Annotated in this window: 28 protein-coding genes and 3 tRNA genes; 8 read left to right on the forward strand and 23 right to left on the reverse strand. The window is 49.2% G+C overall.

The genetic code is table 11. The features are described from left to right. Positions 1 to 5: 5 nt before the first annotated feature. The 5 genes from otsA to araF all read right to left on the reverse strand — a co-directional run bounded on the left by otsA (position 6) and on the right by araF (position 5946). Positions 6 to 1430, reverse strand: a complete 1425-nt coding sequence (gene otsA / locus QUF14_RS11735; protein ID WP_001354736.1) for an alpha,alpha-trehalose-phosphate synthase — start codon at positions 1428 to 1430, stop codon at positions 6 to 8. Further along, on the reverse strand, positions 1405 to 2205 hold the full coding sequence (gene otsB / locus QUF14_RS11740; protein WP_001309561.1) for a trehalose-phosphatase: 801 nt from the start codon (positions 2203 to 2205) through the stop codon (positions 1405 to 1407). Before otsB ends, otsA begins: the two co-directional genes overlap by 26 nt. Positions 2206 to 2371: 166 nt before the next feature. After that, entirely contained in the window at positions 2372 to 3358 is a 987-nt protein-coding gene (gene araH, locus QUF14_RS11745) for an arabinose ABC transporter permease AraH (protein ID WP_001306740.1), read from the reverse strand. 14 nt (positions 3359 to 3372) lie between these two features. Continuing rightward, positions 3373 to 4887: an arabinose ABC transporter ATP-binding protein AraG gene (araG, locus tag QUF14_RS11750; protein WP_001187824.1), complete on the reverse strand. Its 1515-nt coding sequence runs from the start codon at positions 4885 to 4887 to the stop codon at positions 3373 to 3375. Between the two features lie 69 nt (positions 4888 to 4956). Next, complete coding sequence (araF, locus tag QUF14_RS11755) at positions 4957 to 5946, reverse strand: arabinose ABC transporter substrate-binding protein AraF (protein WP_000548675.1); 990 nt, start codon at positions 5944 to 5946, stop codon at positions 4957 to 4959. Between the two features lie 796 nt (positions 5947 to 6742). On the opposite strand from araF, the gene QUF14_RS11760 reads away from it, so the two are divergent. Next, positions 6743 to 7246, forward strand: coding sequence for a non-heme ferritin-like protein (locus tag QUF14_RS11760; protein WP_040063790.1), 504 nt, complete (start codon positions 6743 to 6745; stop codon positions 7244 to 7246). Positions 7247 to 7324: 78 nt separating this feature from the next. On the opposite strand, the gene yecJ is transcribed toward QUF14_RS11760, so the two are convergent. Beyond that, complete coding sequence (yecJ, locus tag QUF14_RS11765) at positions 7325 to 7576, reverse strand: DUF2766 family protein YecJ (protein WP_000082120.1); 252 nt, start codon at positions 7574 to 7576, stop codon at positions 7325 to 7327. Positions 7577 to 7690: 114 nt separating this feature from the next. Beyond that, on the reverse strand, positions 7691 to 7777 hold the full coding sequence (gene azuC / locus QUF14_RS11770; protein ID WP_010723106.1) for a stress response protein AzuC: 87 nt from the start codon (positions 7775 to 7777) through the stop codon (positions 7691 to 7693). 262 nt (positions 7778 to 8039) lie between these two features. On the opposite strand from azuC, the gene QUF14_RS11775 reads away from it, so the two are divergent. Both QUF14_RS11775 and ftnA read left to right on the forward strand, forming a co-directional pair. Further along, positions 8040 to 8363 (forward strand): YecR-like family lipoprotein, encoded by a 324-nt coding sequence (locus tag QUF14_RS11775; RefSeq protein WP_001237857.1) that lies wholly within the window; start codon positions 8040 to 8042, stop codon positions 8361 to 8363. A 171-nt stretch (positions 8364 to 8534) separates the two neighbouring features. Next, positions 8535 to 9032 carry a non-heme ferritin gene (gene ftnA / locus QUF14_RS11780; RefSeq protein ID WP_000917208.1) on the forward strand — a complete coding sequence of 166 codons (498 nt, stop codon included), beginning with the start codon at positions 8535 to 8537 and terminating at the stop codon, positions 9030 to 9032. A gap of 37 nt (positions 9033 to 9069) precedes the next feature. Here the strand turns inward: ftnA and QUF14_RS11785 are convergent, their stop codons facing one another. After that, the gene (locus QUF14_RS11785) at positions 9070 to 9309 is read right to left on the reverse strand and encodes a YecH family metal-binding protein (RefSeq protein ID WP_000377219.1); all 240 of its coding nucleotides are present in this window, start codon (positions 9307 to 9309) and stop codon (positions 9070 to 9072) included. 190 nt (positions 9310 to 9499) lie between these two features. Here QUF14_RS11785 and tyrP point away from each other — a divergent pair, with 190 nt between their 5' ends. Then, positions 9500 to 10711 (forward strand): tyrosine transporter TyrP, encoded by a 1212-nt coding sequence (tyrP, locus tag QUF14_RS11790; RefSeq protein ID WP_000797564.1) that lies wholly within the window; start codon positions 9500 to 9502, stop codon positions 10709 to 10711. A gap of 49 nt (positions 10712 to 10760) precedes the next feature. Here tyrP and yecA read toward each other — a convergent pair whose 3' ends face one another. The 7 genes from yecA to uvrY all read right to left on the reverse strand — a co-directional run bounded on the left by yecA (position 10761) and on the right by uvrY (position 15165). Then, on the reverse strand, positions 10761 to 11426 hold the full coding sequence (gene yecA, locus QUF14_RS11795) for a UPF0149 family protein YecA (RefSeq protein ID WP_000847883.1): 666 nt from the start codon (positions 11424 to 11426) through the stop codon (positions 10761 to 10763). 195 nt (positions 11427 to 11621) lie between these two features. Then, a tRNA-Leu gene (locus tag QUF14_RS11800) sits at positions 11622 to 11708 on the reverse strand. 12 nt (positions 11709 to 11720) lie between these two features. After that, positions 11721 to 11794: transfer RNA gene (locus QUF14_RS11805), tRNA-Cys, on the reverse strand. Between the two features lie 53 nt (positions 11795 to 11847). Continuing rightward, positions 11848 to 11923, reverse strand: a tRNA-Gly gene (locus QUF14_RS11810). 151 nt (positions 11924 to 12074) lie between these two features. Next, on the reverse strand, positions 12075 to 12623 hold the full coding sequence (pgsA, locus tag QUF14_RS11815; protein ID WP_001160187.1) for a CDP-diacylglycerol--glycerol-3-phosphate 3-phosphatidyltransferase: 549 nt from the start codon (positions 12621 to 12623) through the stop codon (positions 12075 to 12077). Positions 12624 to 12679: 56 nt separating this feature from the next. After that, the gene (uvrC, locus tag QUF14_RS11820) at positions 12680 to 14512 is read right to left on the reverse strand and encodes an excinuclease ABC subunit UvrC (RefSeq protein ID WP_001283421.1); all 1833 of its coding nucleotides are present in this window, start codon (positions 14510 to 14512) and stop codon (positions 12680 to 12682) included. Continuing rightward, a complete protein-coding gene (uvrY, locus tag QUF14_RS11825) occupies positions 14509 to 15165 on the reverse strand; it encodes a UvrY/SirA/GacA family response regulator transcription factor (protein ID WP_000611328.1) in 657 nt (218 codons plus the stop codon). Before uvrY ends, uvrC begins: the two co-directional genes overlap by 4 nt. Positions 15166 to 15306: 141 nt before the next feature. Here uvrY and QUF14_RS28910 point away from each other — a divergent pair, with 141 nt between their 5' ends. The 3 genes from QUF14_RS28910 to yecF are packed head-to-tail and all read left to right on the forward strand — an operon-like array spanning position 15307 to position 15848. Continuing rightward, entirely contained in the window at positions 15307 to 15423 is a 117-nt protein-coding gene (locus QUF14_RS28910; protein WP_001302039.1) for a hypothetical protein, read from the forward strand. Positions 15424 to 15460: 37 nt separating this feature from the next. Continuing rightward, the gene (gene yecU, locus QUF14_RS11830; RefSeq protein WP_001302050.1) at positions 15461 to 15637 is read left to right on the forward strand and encodes a protein YecU; all 177 of its coding nucleotides are present in this window, start codon (positions 15461 to 15463) and stop codon (positions 15635 to 15637) included. After that, a complete protein-coding gene (yecF, locus tag QUF14_RS11835) occupies positions 15624 to 15848 on the forward strand; it encodes a DUF2594 family protein YecF (protein ID WP_000106474.1) in 225 nt (74 codons plus the stop codon). The genes yecU and yecF overlap by 14 nt, the downstream gene beginning before the upstream one ends. Positions 15849 to 15914: 66 nt before the next feature. Here yecF and sdiA read toward each other — a convergent pair whose 3' ends face one another. The 8 genes from sdiA to QUF14_RS11875 all read right to left on the reverse strand — a co-directional run bounded on the left by sdiA (position 15915) and on the right by QUF14_RS11875 (position 23620). Then, entirely contained in the window at positions 15915 to 16637 is a 723-nt protein-coding gene (gene sdiA, locus QUF14_RS11840) for a quorum-sensing transcriptional regulator SdiA (RefSeq protein ID WP_001154279.1), read from the reverse strand. Positions 16638 to 16866: 229 nt separating this feature from the next. Beyond that, positions 16867 to 17619: an L-cystine ABC transporter ATP-binding protein TcyN gene (gene tcyN, locus QUF14_RS11845; protein ID WP_001273014.1), complete on the reverse strand. Its 753-nt coding sequence runs from the start codon at positions 17617 to 17619 to the stop codon at positions 16867 to 16869. Further along, positions 17616 to 18284, reverse strand: coding sequence for a cystine ABC transporter permease (gene tcyL, locus QUF14_RS11850; protein ID WP_001158220.1), 669 nt, complete (start codon positions 18282 to 18284; stop codon positions 17616 to 17618). The genes tcyN and tcyL overlap by 4 nt, the downstream gene beginning before the upstream one ends. A gap of 14 nt (positions 18285 to 18298) precedes the next feature. Next, a complete protein-coding gene (gene dcyD / locus QUF14_RS11855) occupies positions 18299 to 19285 on the reverse strand; it encodes a D-cysteine desulfhydrase (RefSeq protein WP_001128215.1) in 987 nt (328 codons plus the stop codon). 104 nt (positions 19286 to 19389) lie between these two features. Then, positions 19390 to 20190 (reverse strand): cystine ABC transporter substrate-binding protein, encoded by an 801-nt coding sequence (gene tcyJ, locus QUF14_RS11860; protein WP_001353139.1) that lies wholly within the window; start codon positions 20188 to 20190, stop codon positions 19390 to 19392. A gap of 87 nt (positions 20191 to 20277) precedes the next feature. Further along, positions 20278 to 20829, reverse strand: a complete 552-nt coding sequence (gene fliZ, locus QUF14_RS11865; RefSeq protein ID WP_001354737.1) for a flagella biosynthesis regulatory protein FliZ — start codon at positions 20827 to 20829, stop codon at positions 20278 to 20280. A 45-nt stretch (positions 20830 to 20874) separates the two neighbouring features. Then, positions 20875 to 21594, reverse strand: a complete 720-nt coding sequence (fliA, locus tag QUF14_RS11870) for an RNA polymerase sigma factor FliA (RefSeq protein ID WP_001087467.1) — start codon at positions 21592 to 21594, stop codon at positions 20875 to 20877. Between the two features lie 319 nt (positions 21595 to 21913). After that, complete coding sequence (locus QUF14_RS11875; RefSeq protein WP_000079725.1) at positions 21914 to 23620, reverse strand: FliC/FljB family flagellin; 1707 nt, start codon at positions 23618 to 23620, stop codon at positions 21914 to 21916. 265 nt (positions 23621 to 23885) lie between these two features. Here QUF14_RS11875 and fliD point away from each other — a divergent pair, with 265 nt between their 5' ends. After that, a complete protein-coding gene (gene fliD, locus QUF14_RS11880) occupies positions 23886 to 25292 on the forward strand; it encodes a flagellar filament capping protein FliD (protein WP_000146781.1) in 1407 nt (468 codons plus the stop codon). Positions 25293 to 25297: the final 5 nt, after the last annotated feature.

The following is a 25297-nucleotide window of genomic DNA, read 5'->3' on the forward strand; positions in this document are numbered from 1 at the left end:
CGCACTTACGCAAGCTTAGGAAAGGTAGCAACTTTATCGCGCTGCTGGCTTTCCGCGCTTCGCGGAACTATCTGCTTTAGGTCGCTAATGAAGCACTCCTGCCAGTGGTTAATATCGTTTTTCACGATAACGTCCAGCATTTCTGCATGACGGGAAATACGTTCCGCCAGCGACATAGTCAATGCACGATCCAGCGCAGCTGCAACTTCGTCACGATCGTAGGGATTAACAATTAACGCCGACGTTAACTCGTTTGCCGCTCCCGCAAATTGCGAAAGAACAAGTACGCCCGGGTTGGCCGGATCCTGAGCGGCAACATACTCTTTTGCCACCAGGTTCATCCCGTCACGCAGTGGCGTCACTAAGCCCACGTCAGAGTAGCGGAATATTTTCATCAGTAATTTACGGTCAAAATGCTGATTCAAATAATAAAGCGGCGTCCAGCCTAATTGCCCATATTTACCATTAATTCGTCCGGCTTCATTTTCGAGCTGATGACGAATATCCTGATAGGCTTGCACATCACCACGCGACGTTGGCGCGATCTGGGTATAACGAATTTTACCGTGATGTTGCGGATATTTTTCCAGTAACGCTTCATAGGCGAGAAAACGCTCCGGCAGACCTTTGGAATAATCCAGTCGTTCAACAGAAAAGATGTTCTGTACGTTTTTCAGTTCCGCTTTGAGTTGCGCCAGTTTTGGCGGCAGTGGTCCGGCAGCCTGTTTCGCTATTTCTTTCGGTTCAATGCCGATCGGGTAAACTTCTGTTCGAAACGCTTTGCCGCAGGCCGTATGGCTTTTTGCGCTACGCGTCGTGACACGGGTCAGGTTAGAAAGGCAATCCAGGAACGCCAGACGATCGTTTTCTGTCTGGAAACCCAGCAAATCATAATCACAAAGCTGTTCAAGCAAGGTGTCATATGTCGGCAGCGCGTTGAAGATTTCCGGCGTCGGGAATGGAATATGCAAAAAGAAACCAATGCGATTATTCACCCCTCTTTTGCGTAATTCATGCGCAAAGGGCAACAGGTGATAATCGTGGATCCAGATAATGTCATCGTCTTGCAGGAGCGGCAATAATTTATCTGCCAGCATTGCATTTACGCGTAGGTAGCCATCCCAGGCAGGACGCTGAAATTGCACCAGATCGAGCCGATAATGAAAAGCAGGCCAGAGAACGGCATTGGAGAATTGGTTGTAGTATTCGTCAAGATCCTGTTCGCTGAGGTTAAAAGAGGCCCACGTAATGTTACCCTTTTTCACCTTTTTTAGTGGCTGATCCTCATTTCCTGTTTCGCCACTCCAGCCAAACCACAGTCCACCTGCGGCTTTCAGTGCCCCCAGTATGCCAACGGCAAGGCCACCGGCACTGGCGGCGTGCTCATCTGGTGGTGCAATCCGGTTAGATACTACGACTAAACGACTCATAGTCATCACTCCTGTTATTTTCTCTTTTTTGTTGTAATGCGGTGGTTATCATTTCAAGCCAGCTCCAGACATCCGGCACGCCCGCCAGTCGCCATGATGCCTGAGTTGCGCCTGTGCCAATTTTTACTGACATTCCGCCCAGCCGGTTAACGACAGCGAAGCCAGATTCATCGGTTAAATCATCGCCCAGAAATACCGGCGTTCGCCCGATAAAGGGAGCTTCCTGCATAAAGGCAGCAATCGCCTCACCTTTACTGGTGCCTCGCGGCTTGATCTCGACAACACACTTTCCCTGCTGTAACGCCATTTGTGGCCAGATCTGAGTAATACGTTGCGCTAATGTCATTAATGCGTCTTCATGCTGCGGAGCCTGACGATAATGCAGCGCAAAGGCCATCCCTTTCGTCTCCAGCTCAGCACCGGGAAACTGGGCGATAGCCGTATGCAGTTGCACGCTAATATCACGCGCAATCGCATCCGGCAGATGAACGATATGCGTTTTACCATTGATGTCACGGCGCTCCGCCCCATGCACGCCCGCTAACGGGAAGCGATAAGGTTTTGCCAGTGCATCAAGCTCCACCATTGAGCGCCCTGATATCAATGCCAAAGCACCATCACTTGCGGTTGCCAGTAGCTGAAGTCCTTGCAGAATATTGTCAGGCACGACGACCTGATCGGGATGCGGTTTGATTTCCGCCAGCGTTCCATCGAGATCAAAAAACCAGGCATATTTCGCGGATAGTTCAGGGGTTTCGGTTAACGGTTCTGTCACCCGGTTCTCCTCCTTCTCTTTTCTTATTGTGTTGCGCAGAACGCGCTTTACAGACATGTAAGTATAGACAGTGTGACGGGGGTCGCCATTTGTAACGAAGAACAGCCAACCGTTGTGGCGGCTGGCTGTGGTGGGAAAAAGTGCTAAATTATTGTGGAAAAAAGCATCAGACAGTACGTTTCGCTTTTTGCTTGTAACGGTCGAAGATCACCGCTGCCAGCAGGATTAAGCCGCGAACCACGTACTGGGCGAAAGGAGAAATATTAAGCAGGTTCATGGCGTTTTCCACGGTGCCTAAAATTAAGATACCCGCCACCACATATGAGATTTTTCCGATGCCACCTTTCAGAGAAACGCCACCTAAAACGCAGGCGGAGATAACAATCAGCTCATAGCCAATCGACGTCATTGGCTGCCCACTGGTCATACGTGAAGCCAGAATAATTCCGGCTATCGCTGATACCAGTCCAGAGAGAACAAAGATAATAATTTTGGTGCGAACAACCGGTACACCCGCCAGACGCGCAGCCTCTTCGTTCCCGCCAATCGCCAGGGTGTTACGCCCAAAGGTGGTTTTATTCAACAGCAAACCAAAGACAATCAGACACGCGACGGTAAGCCAGATTGGCGCAGGCAGACCGAACCAGTTGGCGTAACCAAGGGCAAAGAAGCTTTCATCTTCGATACCGACCGCTTTACCGTCTGAAATGATGTACGCCAGACCTCGAACAATCTGCATCGTTGCCAGTGTCGTGATCAGGGCATTTATTTTCAGTTTGGCGATAACAAAGCCATTGACCAGACCACAGAGAACGCCCAGCAACAAACCCGCTGCCACGCCAATCCACAGGCTTTCAGTCAGGTTGATAACCACCGCCGTGGTGACACCCGCACAGGCAATTACGGAGGCGACAGAAAGGTCAAAGTCACCGGAAGCAAGGCAGAACAACATGCCACACGCCACCATCCCCGACATAGAAATTGCCAGGCCCAACCCTTTCATATTAATGAAGGTGGCAAAATTTGGGACAAAAATGGCACAGGCGATAAAAAGCACCGCAAACACCACCAGCATGCCGTACTGATCCCAGATACGCCCAAAGCTGAAAGACGACTTAGGTGCGCCAGAACCCGATGTAGAAACAGAAGACATCATACTCTCCTTACTCAGGCAACTGCCTGGCTGACTTTAGGCATCGCAAGGCTTAATGCCTGACGCTCATCTGCCTGCTCGTGTAACAATTCACCGGCGATTTCGCCTTCGCGCATCACCACAATCCGGTCGGCAACTCCGAGGACTTCGGGTAAGTCGCTGGAGGCAAACAGCACCGCCACGCCCTGCGCTGCCAGCGCATAAATCACGTTGTAAATTTCATGCTTAGCACCAACATCAATGCCGCGCGTAGGTTCATCCAGCAAAATGACCTTCATCTCTTCCGATAACCAGCGGCCCAGAATGGCTTTTTGCTGATTTCCGCCTGAAAGATTCATGATCAGTTGCTCTGCGCCCGGCGTTTTGATGTTGAGCGAACGAATGTGGTGATCGGCATTGTTTTCTTCCCAACCGTTGTTGATTACACAACCGCCGAGCACATGTTTGCGTCTGGCACTGATGTTGATATTGTCGCGAACGGAGTGCACAGGAATAATGCCTTCCGCTTTGCGATCTTCCGGGCAGAGCATCATGCCTGCGGCAATAGCGTGGCTCGGTTTACGAATATCAATCGGCCGTTGGTCGATATAAACCTGACCGGCGGTGATTTGCGTACCGCCAAACATGCCTTTCATTAATTCGCTACGCCCTGCCCCGACCAGACCAAACAGACCGACAATTTCTCCACTGCGAACCGCCAGACTTATTGGCGTACGCACGCCTGGTGCTTTCACAGCATCAAGACGCAGCCGCTCCTCGCCATAACTACGCGGTTGCCAACCGTAGATATCTCCGATGTCGCGCCCGACCATCGCCTGCACCAGGGCGTCGTGGTCAACCTGCTGCATATCAGTAAAGGTTTTGACATAACGCCCATCTTTAAAGACGGTGATGGCATCGCTGAGGGCAAATATTTCTTCCATACGGTGAGAAACGTATAAGATCACCCGCCCCTCTTTTCGCAGTTCACGAATAACGCGGAAAAGATTGTCGATTTCACGGGCAGAGAGGGAGCTGGTTGGCTCATCAAAGGCGATAATTTTGGCGTTACGCGCCAGCGCTTTGGCAATTTCAACCATCTGCCACTGACCAATGGAGAGATATTTCAGCGGCGTGTCCGGGTCAATATCCATACCAAGATGCTTAAGTTGTAAACCCGCCTCATAATTCAGCAATGAGCGATTCACAATGCCGCCTTTATGAGGAAGCTGGCCGAGATAGATGTTTTCCGCGACGGTCATTTCCGGCACGAGATGCAGTTCCTGATAAATAATCGCCACACCCGCGTTAAGTGCTGCGGTTGTGTCGGAAAAGGACATTTCCTGCCCATTAATCACTACAGAACCCGTGGTTGGCGCATAGTTGCCGCTGAGGATTTTTAAGAGAGTTGATTTTCCTGCGCCATTTTCACCCATCAACGCATGAACCTGACCGGCATAGCAGTCAAAACTAATATCCGTCAGCGCCTTAACGCCGGGAAACGTTTTACCGATGCCGCGAAATGAGAGATACGGGGTAGACTGTTGCATAACGTCTCCGTGAATCACTGGTCGTTCACACCCCCTCTGCATCATGCAGAGGGGAATTTTTTCGGCAGATTACTTACCGCCTAAACCTTTTTTCTCCAGTTCTTCTTTAAAGTTGTCACGCGTGATCAGTACCACGTCGGTAACTTCGGTAAATTTTGGCGGTTCAACGTCTTTTGCTACCCAGTTGTAAAGCATTTCACTGGATTTATAGCCATGTACGTCCGGGCTTGGCAGCAGGGAACCGTAGAAGCCGGTTGCCTGTGCTTTAGACAGTTCGCTTACTGCATCCACACCGTTAATACCAATACCGATGATATCGGCTGCTTTAAAGCCCTGACCTTCGGTTGCACGTACGCCGCCAAGTACGGTGCTGTCGTTCATACCGACGATCAGCCAATGTTTAACTTCCGGATGTTGAACCAGCATTGAGTTGGCAGCGTCAAATGCCCCCGGGATGTCGTTAGATTTGGTAGGTACCTGATAAATTTGTTTTTCCGGGAATCCGGCCGCTTTCAGCGCATCCATAGATCCCGTAGTACGGCGACGTGCCGTATCCAGTTCGTTGGCGGTAATCGCCATCACCGCGCTTTCTTTGACATCCCAGCCACGTTTCTGCATCTCTTTATACAGTTCCTGGCCCTGACGTTCGCCAATTTTGGTCGCTGCCATCATCACCAGCGGAACGGTATCCATTGGCTTGCCTTTGGCGTTAACAAACTGGTCATCCACGGCAATGACTTTCATATCGTAGCCACGCGCTTTCGCCACGATGGCAGAGCCGAGTTTCGGGTCCGGAGTACAAATAACGAAACCTTTCGCGCCACTGGCAGCCAGGCTGTCGATCGCGTTCAATGTTTTTTCGCCATCCGGCACGGCAATCTTAATAACTTCAAACCCTAAATCCTTCCCGGCTTTATCGGCAAACTTCCATTCGGTCTGGAACCACGGCTCTTCCGGTTGCTTCACCAGGAAACCGAGCTTCAGGTTCTCCGCCATAGCGGATTGTGACATAACGGCTGCCAGACCAATGGCTGCCAGGGCTTTAGTAAATTTGTGCATGGTTCTCTCCAGCTTTAGTGTCGTTTTGTGTAGGGCAAAAACGAATAACTCTCGTTAATTTAATCGGAAAACAAAGCATTACCTTTTAACTAAAAGATAAGTAACTGTGTTGACATAGTTTTAGCGAGAAATTAATTCTCCATAGGAGAGCAATATCACATCGCAGAATTACAGTGAGAACGTGCATAAATTTAGCGGGAAAAGACATAGAGAAAGGCTTATTTGTCAGACAAATCATCGAGTACACAGCAGATTAATCCATAAGATTAGCCTGGAAATCCTTGTTGTGTTTTGTACTCATACGGAACGTCTTCTTTTTAACCAGTCAATTGGCCACATTACCTGGCGTTGAGCTTTTGAAATGGTGTAATAACCGCAATTCAAAGATGTGGAAAATGAGCGTCATTCATTTCGCCATTAATTATCACCGTGCTCATTAATTAACAGAACACGTATACTGAGAGCCTTATCGCAAAAATGAAAAAACGTTTTAAAAAATCATTGCTTCATCATGAATTCAAATCCCCCTATTAATATCAACAAGATACAAAAAGCATCATCATTAAAATTCATTGCAGTTACATTGATTTCATCAATGAAATGTAAAAATATATAAACTTGATGATTTAAGCATTTTCTTATACCCGTTCAGACGTTATTCTTATTTCAGATCATCGTCAGAATTGACTCCACGATCACATTTCGGACCGGCAGAAAGGAATTATTCTGCAAACAGTAATTATGGTGTTTTGATTTATCTTGCACCTCTCCACTTCTGGATATAAGGATATTAGGTATGGCAACCGCTGGAATGCTTCTCAAACTCAACTCTCAAATGAACCGCGAGTTTTACGCATCCAATCTCTACCTTCACCTGAGTAACTGGTGTTCTGAACAGAGTCTGAACGGCACCGCCACTTTCCTTCGCGCCCAGGCACAGAGTAACGTGACCCAAATGATGCGCATGTTTAACTTTATGAAGAGTGTCGGCGCTACTCCCATCGTTAAAGCCATTGATGTTCCCGGTGAAAAACTGAACTCACTGGAAGAACTTTTCCAAAAAACGATGGAAGAATACGAGCAACGTTCAAGCACGCTGGCACAGTTAGCCGATGAAGCTAAAGAACTGAATGATGATTCAACCGTCAATTTCCTGCGCGATCTGGAAAAAGAGCAGCAGCATGATGGCCTGTTGCTGCAAACCATTCTTGAAGAAGTGCGCAGTGCGAAACTTGCGGGTATGTGCCCTGTGCAGACCGACCAACATGTTCTGAATGTCGTGTCGCATCAGCTGCATTGATCATCATCGGCGCTAATGCATTGCGCCGATGAAGTTTTTGAGAAACCGCTGCCTCATCTGTTTGAAGCAGCGGTTTTTTTAATGGGATTCACCCTGTGGGGTAAACTTGAGCTCAATCAGCGCGATGGCTTTTTGGATTGCCCGCATGGTGACCGGGTCTGCGGCAGCGGGATGGTGAGTAAAGTCGATATTCTTCAGCTGACTGGACATTTTTTCGCGAACTTCAACGGGCGCGATTACATCCAGAACGTCGAGAATTTGTTTGATAACCAACTGGCAAGCAACCACATCAGAAACCAGTTCCTGATCGGCATTCAGCGGCTGGGACATCGTAAACTCCTGATAGCATTTTGAAAGCCGTTATAGTAGCGGCTTCACTTCTTCAGCGATAGTCACAACCACCGTCATCAGGACACAAAAAAACCTGCCGGAGCAGGTTTTTTGTTATCGGAACATATTGCCTGGCGGTACGTCTTTGAACGTCTTGCAATAGTTATTGAACATACTTTTCAGGATCTTGCGCAGTTTCATCGCGGCACTCCGACTATTTGTTATGCAGGTGTTATTGTCTTTGCACTTATAATATGACAATCATCACAAAAATCAATCTTTATGTGATGCAAATCACATAAATACCCCTTTAATGTTATAAAAATGATAATCAAAAAGCAGCCCCCCCATTTCTGACACATACAGATGGCGAGAAATAGCGCCTGCCAGGCGTCTTTTCCGGCCATTGTCGCAGCGCTGTAACGCGTAAAATACTGCTTTCTTTTACTCTTCTGGCTGGACCATGAGACTTCTGATTCTGACTCTTTCATTAATAACGCTGGCGGGGTGCACAGTTACTCGCCAGGCTCATGTGGGCGAAGTTGACGCGGCAACAGGTATTGTTCGGTTGGTTTATGATCAGGCTTTTTTGCAGCATGCCCGTACCGATCGTTATATCAGTCGCGGGATCGCCGATCGCGCATGCCAGCAGGAAGGCTATACCCACGCTATCCCCTTTGGTCAGCCAGTAGGCAACTGTAGCCTCTTTGCGGGTTCCTTATGTTTGAATACGGAATTCACTTTGTCATATCAGTGCCATCATTCCGCCTTCCCTGTCTTTCTCTAAATGTTTTAATCAGCGAGGGGGATCTTCGCTGATTAAATAAATATCAGTAATGCGTTTTATTCCCATTCGTATTTTTAATAAATGAAGTTTATATTTTACCTTTTGCAAATAATAAAATAACAAATTATAGTGACGCCACAGCAACAAATATAACCTTTGTGGAGCACTATCATGCTGAAACCAGAAATGATTGAAAAACTTAATGAGCAGATGAACCTGGAACTGTACTCTTCACTGCTTTATCAGCAAATGAGCGCCTGGTGCAGCTATCATACCTTCGAAGGTGCTGCCGCGTTCCTGCGCCGTCACGCCCAGGAAGAGATGACGCATATGCAGCGTCTGTTTGATTACCTGACTGATACCGGCAACTTACCGCGTATTAATACCGTTGAATCTCCGTTTGCTGAATATTCTTCACTTGATGAATTATTCCAGGAAACCTATAAACACGAACAATTAATCACGCAGAAAATTAACGAACTGGCTCATGCTGCAATGACCAATCAGGACTACCCAACATTTAATTTCCTGCAATGGTATGTTTCTGAGCAGCATGAAGAAGAGAAACTGTTCAAATCGATTATTGATAAATTAAGCCTTGCAGGCAAAAGCGGCGAAGGTTTGTATTTTATCGACAAAGAACTCTCTACCCTCGACACACAAAACTAATGCTTTCCGGCGGCAGGTTTTCTGCCGCCGTTTCAAATCAGTGACGGCAAATCTTACTCTGATCGGTTGAAAAACCGTCTTCCGAAGGTATAAATTTGTCTTTTGCTGCCAGAAACGCTACCAGCTCTCCCGCTGTCATCCCTTCTGCCGAGCAGGTGTGAAAACGTGCCTGTTCACCAAAACGCGCTTTAATCGCAGCTTCCAGACTGGCATGCGTATATTGCTCACCTGATTCAATCATCATATTTAACACTTCATGACCGTGAATAGAGTCCATCGTTCCTCCTCAAAAAAAGGCTAGCGTAGCGATTGCCGCTTACCAAGACTTTGCGCCAGCGCAGGACTGAACGCATTTTATTGTACATTTATATTTACACCATATGTAACGCCAGTTTGACGAAGCAGCCGTTATGCCTTAACCTGCGCCGCAGATATCACTCATAAAGATCGTCAGGACAGAAGAAAGCGTGAAAAACAGAACTCTGGGAAGTGTTTTTATCGTGGCGGGAACCACAATTGGAGCAGGCATGCTGGCAATGCCGCTGGCTGCGGCAGGTGTTGGTTTTAGCGTCACGTTAATCTTGTTGATTGGGCTTTGGGCGTTGATGTGCTACACGGCGCTATTACTACTGGAGGTGTACCAGCATGTCCCGGCAGATACCGGTCTGGGCACGCTGGCAAAACGCTATCTGGGACGCTACGGTCAGTGGCTGACGGGCTTCAGTATGATGTTCTTAATGTATGCTCTGACTGCGGCATACATCAGTGGTGCTGGTGAATTGTTGGCTTCCAGCATCAGCGACTGGACAGGTATTTCAATGTCGGCAACCGCTGGCGTGCTGTTGTTCACTTTTGTTGCCGGTGGCGTGGTTTGTGTCGGAACTTCGCTGGTCGATTTATTTAACCGTTTTCTGTTCAGCGCCAAAATTATTTTTCTGGTGGTGATGCTGGTACTGCTACTTCCGCATATTCATAAGGTGAATCTTTTAACCCTGCCGTTGCAACAGGGGCTGGCACTGTCTGCAATCCCAGTGATTTTTACGTCGTTTGGTTTTCACGGTAGCGTGCCGAGCATTGTCAGTTATATGGATGGCAATATTCGTAAGCTACGCTGGGTGTTTATAACCGGTAGTGCGATCCCCCTGGTGGCATATATTTTCTGGCAGCTGGCGACGCTTGGCAGCATTGATTCAACAACCTTTATGGGATTGCTGGCTAATCATGCCGGATTAAACGGGCTGTTACAGGCGTTACGCGAAATGGTGGCCTCTCCGCATGTTGAGCTGGCGGTGCATTTATTTGCTGATTTAGCCCTCGCCACGTCATTCCTCGGCGTTGCGTTAGGTTTATTTGATTATCTGGCCGATTTGTTTCAGCGTTCAAATACCGTTGGTGGACGATTGCAAACTGGTGCAATTACCTTTCTGCCGCCGTTAGCGTTTGCACTGTTTTATCCACGAGGATTTGTAATGGCGCTGGGTTACGCCGGTGTGGCGCTGGCGGTACTGGCATTGATTATCCCTTCGCTGTTGACCTGGCAAAGCAGAAAGCACAATCCTCAGGCGGGTTACCGGGTGAAAGGTGGTCGTCCGGCGCTGGTGGTGGTGTTTCTCTGTGGAATTGCTGTGATTGGCGTGCAATTTTTGATTGCGGCAGGCTTGTTACCAGAAGTGGGATGATTAGATCTTATTGGGTGCCAGAATTAACGCTGACACCCAATGAGACCTCTTAGTGCAGGCAGCACTGCTTAAATTTCTTACCACTACCGCACGGACAAGGATCATTACGCCCCGGTTTCTCTGCTGCTTTAATTGGCTGCTGAACGACTTTTTCCTGCGGATGGGCCATCCAGTACGCATGAAGATCAAGCGCAGCCAGTCGAATGGCATCTACGCTCTCTTCAAACGCTTCTGGCGACATCTTCTCTACCCGCTCGAAGTTTTCCTCAGTACCGTGCAGCGCAATCGCCTCCAGCGCCGGTTTTAACGAATCGGGCAACGTTGACCAGTCAGAAAGTGCCACGCCCCGCATATAGCCAAAGCACCACTCCTCAACAATCGTCAGCTCGCTGCCATCGACTTCTCGCAAGCCGAATAACGGCTCAAACTGCTCCGGGAATTCGTTCAGACGCTCTGCGGTATCGGCCATATGCTGAAAAGCCAGGTTCATAAAGCGCGTCATCTCTTTCTCTGACGCCCAGCGTGGCACATAGTCAGCCCCACCCCATACGGCAACCAGCCACTGTGCCGGTTCAATCTCTTGCGGAGAACTCAACACCGCCGTCAATAAACCGTCCAGCTCCGCCACATCAAGAATGGCGTGGTCAGTGTTGTATTTGGTCAGAATATCGTCCAGCCATTCCAACTCACTTTCGTTTAACGGTCCCGTTTTCATACGCTTTTCCTTGTGGATCTAAACTCGCCAACACCTATCTTACATGTCGGTCCGTATCAGAGATACTTTTTGAGTGGCTTTGCCGGTGATTAAAAATTAAGGAGGGTGTAACGACAAGTTGCAGGTACAAAAAAACCACCCGAAGGTGGTTTCACGACACTGCTTATTGCTTTGATTTTATTCTTATCTTTCCCATGGTACCCGGAGCGGGACTTGAACCCGCACAGCGCGAACGCCGAGGGATTTTAAATCCCTTGTGTCTACCGATTCCACCATCCGGGCTCGGGAAGAAAGTGGAGGCGCGTTCCGGAGTCGAACCGGACTAGACGGATTTGCAATCCGCTACATAACCGCTTTGTTAACGCGCCAAATTCTTCAGGCCTTTCAGCCGGACATCCGCTGAAGCCGATGTCTTTTAAACTGGAGCGGGAAACGAGACTCGAACTCGCGACCCCGACCTTGGCAAGGTCGTGCTCTACCAACTGAGCTATTCCCGCATTCATCAAGCAATCAGTTAATCACTTGATTTTATTATCGTCTGGCAATCAGTGCCGCCGTTCGATGCGTTGCATTCTACTTACCTGGCGCGATGAGTCAACGATATTTTTCACCACTTTTGATCGTTTGCTGAAAATTGCGCCGAAACGATCACTGATCAAGCAAATCTGCACGCGCAGCGCTCAAATATTGCAACATTGACCACAGAGTCAGTACCGCAGCCACAAAGAAAAGTGCAATACCGGCGTACTCAACCCAAATGTTCGGACGCCACAGCAGCCAGGCCAGCGCTACCATCTGGGCAGTGGTTTTCACTTTCCCAATCCAGGAGACAGCCACGCTACTGCGTTTACCCAACTCTGCCATCCATTCGCGTAGCGCAGAAATAATAATTTCACGGGCGATCATCGTTGCCGCCGGTAATGTCACCCACCAGCTGTGATAATGCTCGGTTACCAGCACCATGGCGATAGCCACGAGAACTTTATCTGCTACAGGGTCAAGGAAAGCACCAAACCGGGTACTCTGGTTCCAGCGGCGTGCCAGAAAACCATCGAACCAGTCAGTCACCGCCGCGACGCAGAAAATGAGCGCGGCGGCAAACGGCGACCAGGTGACAGGCAGATAAAAGACCAATACAAAGAATGGGATAAGGATGACACGGAACAGTGTAAGCAACGTAGGGATATTAAATTGCATAATGACGGGTAACTATCTGTTGTCAGTAAGATTACCCCTATGTTGCTACAGAGACATCAATGTTTCAACGACCAGAAGATCTTTTCTGCCAGACCTTGCGAAATACCCGGCACTTTTGCAATTTCCTCGACGCTGGCGTTACGTAAACCTTGCAAACCGCCCATATATTTCAACAACATTTGCCGACGTTTTGGCCCGACGCCTTCAATGGTTTCCAGGGAACTGGTATTTTTGACCTTCGCCCGTTTTTTGCGGTGCCCGCCAATCGCGTGATCGTGTGATTCGTCGCGAATATGTTGGATAACATGCAGCGCGGGAGAATCTGGCGGCAAACTGAATCCCTCACCTTCCGGCTCAAAGAACAGCGTTTCCAACCCAGCCTTCCTATCTGCTCCTTTGGCAACGCCAAGTAGCAGCGGATGATTTTTATCCCATGAGACATCCAGTTCGGCGAAGACATTTTTCGCCTGTGCAAGCTGGCCTTTGCCGCCGTCGATAAGGATCACATCCGGGATCTTACTGTCGTCGATGGCTTTACCATAACGCCGACGCAGCACCTGATTCATCGCCGCATAATCATCGCCCGGCGTAATGCCAGTAATGTTATAGCGCCGATACTCCGCACGCAGCGGGCCGTTAGCATCAAATACCACACAGGAGGCGACGGTTTGTTCACCCATGGTATGGCTGATGTCAAAGCACTCCATCCGCTTCACTTCCGGCAATTTCAACACGCTGGCAAGCGCGGTCAGTCGCTGGTGAACGGTAGATTGCTGCGAAAGTTTGCTGGTTAAGGCCGTCGCCGCATTGGTGCGCGCGAGTTTCAGATAACGCGCCCGATCGCCGCGAGGTTTGGTTTGAACATTAATCTTGCGTCCCGCCAGTTCTGAAAGGGAATCGGCGAGCAGCGTTTTATCGCTAAGATTAAAATCGAGCAGGATCTCACCCGGTAAGGTGCGCATCTGGCTGCCTTGTAAATAGAACTGACCTACGAAGGTTTCCACCACCTCGCTCAGTTCCGTACCGCCCGGCACTTTCGGGAAATAGCTGCGGCTGCCGAGCACTTTACCCTGACGAATGAACAATACGTGGACACAAGCCATGCCCGCATCGAACGCCACACCAATAACGTCAAGGTCGTCGCCGGTATTGGACACAAACTGTTTTTCGGTGACGCGTCGCACCGCCTGAATTTGGTCGCGAATACGTGCCGCTTCTTCAAACTCCAGATTCTGGCTGGCAGTTTCCATACGGCTAATGAGTTGCGTAAGCACCTGATCATCTTTGCCAGACAAAAACAGGCGCACATACTCGACCTGCTGAGCGTATTCTTCTTCACTCACCAGTCCTTCAACGCACGGTCCCAGACAGCGCCCTATCTGATATTGCAGACACGGACGCGAGCGATTGCGATAAACACTATTTTCGCACTGGCGAATGGGGAATATCTTTTGCAGTAACGCCAGTGTTTCACGTACGGCATAGCCATTCGGGAACGGGCCGAAATATTCACCTTTGGCATGCTTCGCACCACGATGCATCGCCAGACGCGGGTGGGTATCGCCACTCAGGAAGATAAAAGGATAAGATTTATCATCGCGTAGCAAAACGTTATAACGCGGCTGATAGAGTTTGATGTAGTTGTGTTCCAGCAACAGCGCTTCGGTTTCTGTATGAGTAACCGTTACATCAATTTGCTGGATCTGGGCGACCAGCGCTTCGGTTTTGCGCGAAGCGAGGTTGCTACGGAAATAGCTGGAAAGCCGTTTTTTCAGGTCTTTCGCTTTGCCGACATAGATAACCGTACCACCAGCATCGTACATGCGATAAACGCCTGGCTGGCTGGTTACGGTTTTTAAAAACGCTTTTGCGTCAAACTGATCACTCACTGACTTGATAATGTCTCCGCATTACACAGACCATGGCGAATTGCCAGGTGAGTCAGCTCAACATCGCCATGAATGTTTAGTTTACTGAACATACGATAGCGGTAGCTGTTCACCGTTTTCGGACTGAGATTGAGCTGTTCTGAGATCTCATTGACCTTCTGGCCCTTGGTGATCATCAGCATAATCTGCAATTCACGTTCAGACAAACTGGCAAATGGGCTTTCTGTTTTTTCTGGTTCGATCTGGCTTAACGCCATTTGTTGAGCGATGTCAGAAGCAATGTAACGCTGTCCAGAATAAACAGAACGAATCGCACTCACGACTTCCTGCGGAGCCGCGCCTTTGCTGAGGTAGCCAGCAGCACCGGCCTGCATGACTTTCGCTGGTAAAGGGTTTTCTGTATGGACCGTAAGCATGATGATTTTTACATCAGCTGTGGAACGCGCGATTTTACGCGTCGCCTCAAGACCGCCAATGCCCGGCATACTCATGTCCATTAGCACCACGTCAACGGCATTTGCCCGGCACCACTTAACGGCGTCTTCACCGCACGATGCCTCACCAACGACTTTTATACCCTTTATATCTTCCAGAATGCGTCGTATCCCTGCGCGCACCAGTTCGTGGTCATCAACAAGTAGAACGTTGATCAAAGGAATATCTCCAGAAATAGGGATAACGCTACTGATAGTTAGTCATTCGTATATTAGCGGTTTTTATTGCAACTTTGAAACGTTAAAAATGGTGGGTATTCGATTTTTCTCTCGTTTTTGTCAATTCGATTGTCCACAGTTATGGTCACGCCCGTCACCAACGGCTTACCGGATCGTTTCACAGTAAGCCCTGCGACGAAATGTGACAAAAATTACCTTTATTCAGCAAAAATGAAAATCAGCCCGCTGAATATGTAACATTAATTAACCCGAACAATACGGGCAAAAAACATTCATGATAAAAATATTTATTGGTCATTATATTAACGCATTTAATAGCACCGTTGACGGCACGCTCAAAAAACAACCACTGCTATTTTTAGCAAAGCTTATGGTATACTCCGCCGCCTTAACATTTTTCACCGCAAATTTTCATTGCAACATGACGAGGAAAATAAATGAGTACGCCTGATTTTTCTACTGCCGAGAATAATCAAGAACTGGCAAATGAAGTCTCCTGCCTGAAAGCGATGCTGACGCTGATGCTGCAGGCGATGGGACAAGCTGACGCGGGCCGCGTGATGTTAAAGATGGAAAAACAGCTTGCGCTGATCGAAGACGAAACCCAGGCTGCTGTATTTTCCAAAACGGTTAAGCAAATTAAACAAGCCTACCGTCAGTAATATAAAACCGGCTGAGAGCGTGCCTTTCAGCCGGTTTTTGCATCTGGCACGCAGAAAGAAAAGCGATCAAATTAAGCCAGTAGCGGCCGCGTAACAGGCAACCTGGGTCTTATTCGGTGCATTGATTTTTTTCTGCATGTTTTTCTGATGGAAATTGACCGTATTCTCAGAGATTGACAAAATCATCGCTATCTCTGCTGATGTCTTCCCTTCCGCCGTCCATTTCAGAATTTCTTTTTCGCGCTTGCTGAAATTCATCTCTGGCGTCATCACTATTTCATCATTTAAACGCATCAGAGCCATCAGACTTTCGCGCACCAGTAACTGCATTTTTAATTGCAGTTCATCACTAAGAATGGGTATTTCGCGCGCGCTGCAACGGGAAAAGGACAAAAAGCCCAGCGCCCGGTTTGGCAGCATTAAATACTGGGTGACACCACGGCGTAAACCGTGTGCGCGCGCGGCTTCCCATAACGGCTGTGCTTCGCTGAATAAGTCATCATTCCACATTAAATGGCCCTGACTAAAGTTTTCAGGGTTCAGCACAGGATCAATGGCGAGAAAGTTTTTTGCCTGATAATAACTCACCCACGACTCAGGGTAATTGGTGTAGAAAGCTACTTTAGGTCGCGTGAATGGTACCGGGTGGCGAACACATAACGAATAGTAATCGTACTCCAGCTGCTGAGCCTGAAGCTCGATTTCATGGTAGACCTCTTCTGCGGCCTCCATCCTCTGAAAACGCAACAGCATCGTGCGACGCCAGCTGAAAAAATCCGTATCCTGCATAGTAAACCGCAACGCCCCTGAGAGTGAGTATCATTTATAATGATAATTCAAACTATCACATAAATAAGATTTATATATAAATTATATTATTCAGGTAATAAAGTACTTTTGCAAGATATCACATTCTCTTATGTTATTAATGAGTTAGGCTGATTCATTAAGCACTTTTATCACACTTGAAATGGCGTTCAGCCCCGACAAGAGCGCCGTCGGGGCTGATTTTTTCTTATTATTGCAGCAGAAACTTCTCGAGAAACTGGCGAGTGCGAGGCTGCTGAGGATCGGCAAATAACGCTTTTGCGGCCCCCTGCTCGACTATCCGCCCCTGGTCCATAAAGATCGCCCGGTCCGCAACATCCCGGGCAAAGCTCATTTCGTGCGTCACAATCACCATCGTGCGCTTTTCCTGCGCCAGCTGACGGATGGTGTTCAGGACTTCGCCCACCAGCTCTGGATCCAGCGCCGACGTTGGCTCGTCAAACAAAATCACCTCAGGACGCATAGCCAGCGCTCGCGCAATCGCGACACGCTGCTGTTGACCGCCAGACAAACGACGTGGATAGCTGGTTTCTTTACCTGCCAGCCCAACTTTCGCCAACAGCTCGCGAGCACGCGCCGTGGCCTCTTCTTTCGGTTCGCCTTTGACGATCACCGGCCCTTCAATAATGTTTTCCAGCACCGTACGATGCGGAAACAAATTAAAGTTCTGGAAGACAAACCCGACGTGCTGACGCAACTGGCGAATCAGCGATTTTTGCTGACTTAATGAACGTGCAGTATCAATGGTGATATCGCCAACGGTGATGGTTCCCACTTCCGGTTGTTCCAGCAGATTTATGCTGCGTAGCAACGTGGTTTTGCCGGAACCACTCGGACCGATAATTGCCACTACTTCGCCAGGCTTCACCTCAAGGTCGATACCGTGCAGCACCGTCTGACCGTGGAATTTTTTCACCAGGTTCTTAACTTCAATGGCACTCATTTTGGTTCTCTCTCCTGGCGATTAAGTTGATTCTCAAAATGGTTCTGCAACGTCGATAACACTGTCGCCATGATCCAGTAGATGAGCGAAGCCGCCAGATACATGGTGAACACCTCCAGCGTACGCGAGGTAATCAACTGCGCCTGACGGAACAGCTCCGGCACCTGGATTGTCGCGGCCAGCGATGTATCTTTTACCAGGCTGATAAAGCTGTTCGACAGCGGCGGCAACGCCACCCGCGCCGCCTGTGGCAAAATCGCGCGACGCATGGTCTGCCACGGCGTCATACCAATACTGGCAGCAGCTTCCCACTGACCTTTATCAATAGAAGAAATGGCGGCGCGCAGCGTTTCGGCAGCATAGGCGGCAGTGTTTAGCGACAGACCAATCATTGCTGACGGAATGGGATCTAGTTCGATGCCAAACTGCGGCAAGCCGTAATAGATCATAAACAATTGTGCGATGAGTGGCGTACCACGAAAAATAGAGATATAAAAACGCGCCAGCCAGCGCACGGGCCAGATTGGCGACAGGCGCATCAGCGCGAGAATAAACCCTAGCAGTAAGCCAAAAAACATGCCGCCGATACTGAGTTGCAGCGTATACCCAGCCCCTTTCAGCAGGAACGGCAAGGAATCAATAACCAGTTGTATACTTTCTTGCATGAGCGTTTCCGGAGCTAAACGTGGGGATGATAGGCGAACAGCGCAGGCGCGCCGCCGGTATGAATAAACAGAATCGGCCCTTCATCTTTGAAGCGTTTCTGACTGATACCGTCAATCAGCCCCGCCATCGCTTTTCCGGTATACACAGGATCAAGCAGAATGCCTTCCAGCCGCGCCAGCAATTTCACTGCTTCCATGCCTTCGTCGTTCGGCACGCCGTAGCCAGGTGCAAAATAGTCATCCCAGAGTAAAATTTCCGCTGATGCGGTCAGCTCCAGTTCTTTCGCAATCGCCTGTTGAAGGTTAACCACTTTCGGTAATTGATCGGCAACGGAACGCGACACGGTCACGCCAATCAGTTCGCTTTCAGGCATCAGGTGTTCCAGCCCAACAGCCAGTCCGGCGTGAGTTCCGGCACTGCCCGATGCGACCACCACCGACGAAATATTAACCGCCCCTTCACACTGTTGCGCGATTTCCAGCGCACTCTCCACATAACCCAGCGCACCCAAAGCATTAGAACCGCCAACCGGAATGACATACGGGCGAAAGCCTTGTGCTTCGACTCGCGTCGCCAGCTCCTCCAGTTGGGCATTGGGATCGGTCAGTGCGTCGCACATTTCAATCTGGGTATTGAACAGATCCAGCAACAAACGATTGCCGTTGGTTAAATAGTTTTCTGCGGTTGTGCCAATAGGATTTTCCAGCAGCGCCACGCAGTGCAGACCGAGTTTCGCAGCGACTGCGGCAGTCTGGCGCACATGGTTAGACTGGATCGCCCCGGCAGTAATCAGCGTATCGGCACCTTCGCGCAGAGCATCTGCCGCAAGAAATTCCAGCTTACGTAATTTATTGCCGCCCATTGCCATGGGGGTGACGTCATCCCGTTTGATGAAAATTTCCCGTCCAAGATAATCAGAAAAGCGTGGCAGATATTCGAGCGGCGTTGGCGCGCCGATAAATTCCAGCCGTGGAAAACGGGTTAAATTATGCAGTGGCATAACAGCCTCCGATGTGTGTTGTTGTGATTTTCTTATTATGCACGCTGAAAACGCGTAAATAAAAAAGGCGCTAGTGAAAGCGCCCTTTTTTGTCATTATGCTGATTATTTGGTCACATCAGCACCAAACCATTTTTCAGAAAGGGCTTGCAGAGTGCCATCTTTTTGCATTTCCGCAATTGCATCATTCACCGCTTTCAGCAGGTCTTCATTTCCTTTACGCAGCGCTACGCCGGACTCCTGACGGGAGAATGCTTCACCGGTTACTGCCAGCGTATCGTTGGTTTTCTTCACCAGATCCAGCGCAGCCAGACGGTCAACGAGGATCGCATCAATACGGCCTACGCGCAGATCCTGATATTTGGTCGGGTCATCATCATAGGTACGCACATCGACGCCCTGAACATTTTGGCGCAGCCACTCTTCATAGTTAGTGCCCAGACCGACACCCACTTTTTTGCCTTTCAGATCATCAGCCGTTTTAATGCTGCCTTCGTTACCTTTTTTCACCAGCGCCTGAATACCGGAAATGGTGTACGGGGTAGAGAAATCGTATTTTTTCTTGCGCTCGTCAGAAATAGTGACCTGGTTAATCACCACATCAATGCGTTTAGAGTCCAGCGACGCCAGCATACCGTCCCATTTGGTCGGTTTTAGTGACGCCTCAACGCCAAGATGTTTTGCCAGCTGTTGGGCAAATTCCACTTCAAAACCGGTTAATTTGCCGTCATCCCCCTGAAAACTGAACGGCGGATAAGTTCCTTCCAGCCCTACGAGCAGCGTACCGCGCTCTTTAACTTTATTAAGCAGACCTTCATCTGCAAAACTTTTAACGCTCATGCCCGCAACCAGCGCCACGGCCATCACACCCATCAATGCCTGACGTCCCAGATGTGCTAATTTCATATTCACCCCGAATGTTGTTATGTCTGTTTGCAGTGTAGAGCCATTGTTTGTAAACACAAAAACAACTCCGCTACATCTTATTCTTATTTAATATATATCAGAAGCAGGCAGGCTGGTGGATTTCTGCACAAGTCCGGTACACGTTTGACGCTGATAGTGTTGATACTTCCGTAACGCAATGCGGTAATTGTTGGTGCTGGTAGTGGGCAGCCACGGGGCGAGGATTTCATCAAGGAAACCGTCCTGCAGCTGATCGAGGGAAATATTTTGCTCGTGAAGATGATTACCCAAACGGCGCAGACGAACGACATATTCACGCACCGTACCTGGGCTCATTTCAGTTTGCTCAAAAAGAAATTGCTTAAAGCCGATAATATCGAAAAAATCACTCTGTGTTTTGCAATGTAAATCACCGCAGAATCGGCACAATGCCGCCCATGATTTTTGTTCCACTTGCCAGCCATTTTCATCAAGCAGCGTGTCCAGGCGGGAAATCTCGATTTTATTCACTATTTTGCCGTCGCGAACGAGGGTAATGCGATCGAGTAATTTACGGCAATGCGCGCAATGGGTCTGGCTGTGTTTAAAGTCTTTAAGATAGCGGCTTAATGGCCGTCTTTTCAGGTGCTGCACCATCATTAAGAACTCCCGGTAGTCAAAATTAAAGTGCGGCATTTACTGACGTTATAACTTACCCAGTTTAGTGCGTAACCGTTTAATGGCCTGACTATGTAACTGACTGACCCGCGATTCCCCGACCTCCAGCACCGCACCAATCTCTTTGAGATTCAGCTCTTCCTGGTAATAGAGGGTTAATACCAGTTTTTCGCGCTCCGGCAACGTTTCGATAGCTTCCATCACCCGCTGGCGCAGATTACTGTCCAGCAGTTGTTGTAGCGGGTTTTCTCGCTGATGATCATCAGTAACCAGTTCGATACTATCGCCGTGCTCTTCGCGCCACTCATCGTAGGAGAAGAGCTGGCTGTTATTGGTGTCGAGCAACATTTGGCGATAGTCGGCAATATCGATCCCTAAACGTTCCGCTACCTCAGTTTCCGTGGCGTTGCGGCCAAGTTCCTGCTCCAGTTGCCCTATTGCCTGTGCCACTTCACGCGCGTTGCGTCGCACGCTGCGCGGCACCCAGTCACGGCTGCGAAGTTCATCCAGCATAGCGCCACGGATACGCTGCACTGCGTAAGTTGTAAATGCCGTTCCTTGTAGGGCGTCATAGCGTTCGACGGCATTAAGTAACCCAATGCCGCCCGCCTGTAGCAGATCGTCAAGTTCCACGCTCGCGGGCAGTCGAACCTGCAGGCGCAATGCTTCGTGACGCACCAGCGGGACATAACGCTGCCACAGCGAGTGTTTATCCATTACACCTTCAGCGGTATAGAGTGAATTCACGATAAACAGCCCTGCGTTATATGAGTTATCGGCATGATTATCCGTTTCTGCAGGGTTTTTAATCGGACGATTAGTGGGTGAAATGAGGGGTTATTTGGGGGTTACCGGTAAATTGCGGACAGAAAAAACCCCGCCGGTGGCGGGGAAGCACGTTGCTGGCAAATTACCATTCATGTTGCCGGATGCGGCGTAAACGCCTTATCCGGCCTACAAAAATGTGCAAATTCAATAAATTGCAATTCACCTTGTAGGCCTGATAAGCGCAGCGCATCAGGCAATTTGGCGTTGCCGTCAGTCTCAGTTAATCAGGTTACGACGATTAACCCTGCAGCAGAGACAGAACCTGCTGCGGTACCTGGTTAGCTTTTGCCAGCACGGAGTTACCGGCCTGCTGGATGATCTGCGCTTTCGACATGTTGGACACTTCGGTCGCATAGTCGGCGTCCTGAATACGGGACTGCGCTTCAGACAGGTTGGTAGTGGTGTTGTTCAGGTTAGTCACCGCAGAATCCAGACGGTTCTGGATAGCACCCAGGGATGAACGGAATTTGTCGATGGAGCTGATAGCGTCGTCCAGGGCAGCCAGAGGATCTTTGGTTGCAGTGCCTGCACTGGTGGTTTCAGTGGTCAGTTTACCTGTAGAGTTAACATAAGCCTGTGCCCCAACAGTAGCTGCAAATTTACCAGTTGCACCTGCGCCATTTGAAGCTACAGTTACTGTACCGGTATCCTTATCGACGTTGTAGTTGATAGTGTAAGATGCGGTTGTGGTGAGCTCTTTGTCTGCATCAGTATAGGTGTCATTCGAATTACCAGCACCATTAGTATTCGCACCACCGAAAGACGCAGTTGCAGACTGAATACCTGTATTATACTTAATTGTCGCACCAGTAACTGCTGTGTTAGCCGTTGCAGCACTCTGTACTGTGCTCAGAACAGTATCAGCACTTACCGTTTTGGTGTAGGTAACGCCAGAAGTTGCCGCAGCACCAAAGTTATAAGTTGTGCCAGACAGCTGGATAGAACCAGTTGTCGCTAAAGTACTACCGCTAGCAAACAGATCGGACAATTTCGCTGAAGATGCAATGCCGGCGTTGTTTGTAGATAGGTTACCAGTGGCGTCCAGGTACGCGGCTTTACCACCGATGGTCACATCGCCATTAGCATCTACATCAAACTTCACATCACCAGTACTACGAGTATAAACACCTGATGCAGTAGTGCCAGCCGCTGGTTTCAGAGTATTTGCAAAGTTAACAACATCACCATCTGCAACTGTTGCTTGAGTGGTGAAGTTCCCTTTAGCCGCATCATAAGTATAGGTCGCAGCACTCGAGCCAGTAGTAGTAACTGTATCTCCGGTTTTCAGGCGAGACAGTGCATCGCTAGCGCTGAGAGCTGTATTGTTTGTGGTCACAGCATAAGGACCTGTTCCCGTTGCACCAGCAGCGGTCAGATCGCTGACTGTAGCAGCTTTGTTCGCAATAGTACCTTTGCCGTTAACGTTAAACCCATTCAGCCCCAGCGTATCAGAGTCAATTTTCTTCAGATCAATAGTGATAGTCTGGCCGTCATTCGCACCAACCTGAATTTTCATCGAACCGTCTTTTGCCAGTACGTTCACGCCGTTGAACTGGGTCTGGCCGGATACGCGGTCAATTTCGTCGAGACGGGATTTGATTTCGTCCTGGATGGAGTCCAGGTCAGAATCGGAGTTAGTCCCTGTAGTGGCCTGAACCGTCAGTTCACGAATACGCTGTAAGTTGTTGTTGATTTCGGACAGCGCGCCTTCAGTGGTCTGCGCAACGGAGATACCGTCGTTAGCGTTACGTGCGGCCTGAGTCAGGCCTTTAATGTTAGAAGTGAAGCGGTTAGCAATCGCCTGACCCGCTGCGTCATCCTTCGCGCTGTTGATACGCAAGCCAGAAGACAGACGCTCGATAGAACTCGACAGCGCAGACTGGTTCTTGTTGATATTATTTTGAGTGATCAGCGAGAGGCTGTTGGTATTAATGACTTGTGCCATGATTCGTTATCCTATATTGCAAGTCGTTGATTACGTATTGGGTTTCCACCCGTCGGCTCAATCGCCGTCAACCCTGTTATCGTCTGTCGTAAAACAACCTTTAGAATTTTTTTCACAAACAGCCATTTTTTGTTAGTCGCCGAAATACTCTTTTCTCTGCCCCTTATTCCCGCTATTAAAAAAAACAATTAAACGTAAACTTTGCGCAATTCAGGCCGATAAACCCGGTATTCGTTTTACGTGTCGAAAGATAAAAGGAAATCGCATGGCAAGTATTTCATCGCTGGGAGTCGGGTCAGGTCTGGATTTAAGTTCAATCCTCGATAGCCTCACCGCCGCGCAAAAAGCGACGCTAACCCCTATTTCAAATCAGCAATCGTCGTTTACCGCTAAACTTAGCGCCTACGGTACGCTGAAAAGCGCGTTGACGACTTTCCAGACCGCCAATACTGCATTGTCTAAAGCCGATCTTTTTTCCGCCACCAGCACTACCAGCAGCACCACCGCGTTCAGTGCCACCACCGCGGGTAACGCCATCGCCGGGAAATACACCATCAGCGTCACCCATCTGGCGCAGGCGCAAACCCTGACAACGCGCACCACCAGAGACGATACGAAAACGGCGATCGCCACCAGCGACAGTAAACTCACCATTCAACAAGGTGGCGACAAAGATCCGATTACCATTGATATCAGCGCGGCTAACTCATCGTTAAGCGGGATCCGTGATGCCATCAACAACGCAAAAGCGGGCGTAAGTGCGAGCATCATTAACGTGGGTAACGGTGAATATCGTCTGTCAGTCACATCAAATGACACCGGCCTTGACAATGCGATGACGCTCTCGGTTAGCGGTGATGATGCGCTACAAAGTTTTATGGGCTATGACGCCAGTGCCAGCAGCAACGGCATGGAGGTCTCGGTCGCCGCCCAGAATGCGCAGCTGACGGTCAACAACGTCGCCATTGAGAACAGCAGCAACACCATCAGCGACGCGCTGGAAAACATCACCCTGAACCTGAACGATGTCACCACGGGCAACCAGACGCTAACCATCACTCAGGACACCTCCAAAGCGCAAACGGCAATTAAAGACTGGGTGAATGCCTATAACTCGCTAATAGATACCTTCAGCAGCCTGACCAAATACACCGCCGTAGATGCGGGGGCTGATAGCCAGAGTTCTAGCAATGGCGCACTGCTCGGCGACTCCACGTTGCGGACGATTCAGACGCAGTTGAAATCGATGCTGAGTAATACCGTTAGTTCTTCCAACTATAAAACGTTGGCGCAGATTGGTATCACGACCGATCCCAGCGATGGCAAACTGGAACTGGATGCCGACAAACTCACCGCTGCATTGAAAAAAGATGCCAGCGGCGTAGGTGCATTGATTGTTGGCGATGGTAAAAAAACCGGCATCACGACCACCATCGGCAGCAACCTGACCAGTTGGCTTTCGACAACGGGCATTATTAAAGCCGCTACCGATGGCGTTAGTAAGACCCTGAATAAGTTAACTAAAGACTACAACGCCGCCAGCGATCGCATTGATGCGCAGGTCGCTCGCTACAAAGAACAATTTACCCAACTGGACGTTTTAATGACCTCGTTAAATAGCACCAGCAGCTACTTAACGCAGCAGTTCGAAAACAACAGTAATTCCAAGTAATCATT

The organism is Escherichia sp. HH091_1A (assembly GCF_030295175.1).
GTDB lineage: Bacteria > Pseudomonadota > Gammaproteobacteria > Enterobacterales > Enterobacteriaceae > Escherichia > Escherichia coli_F.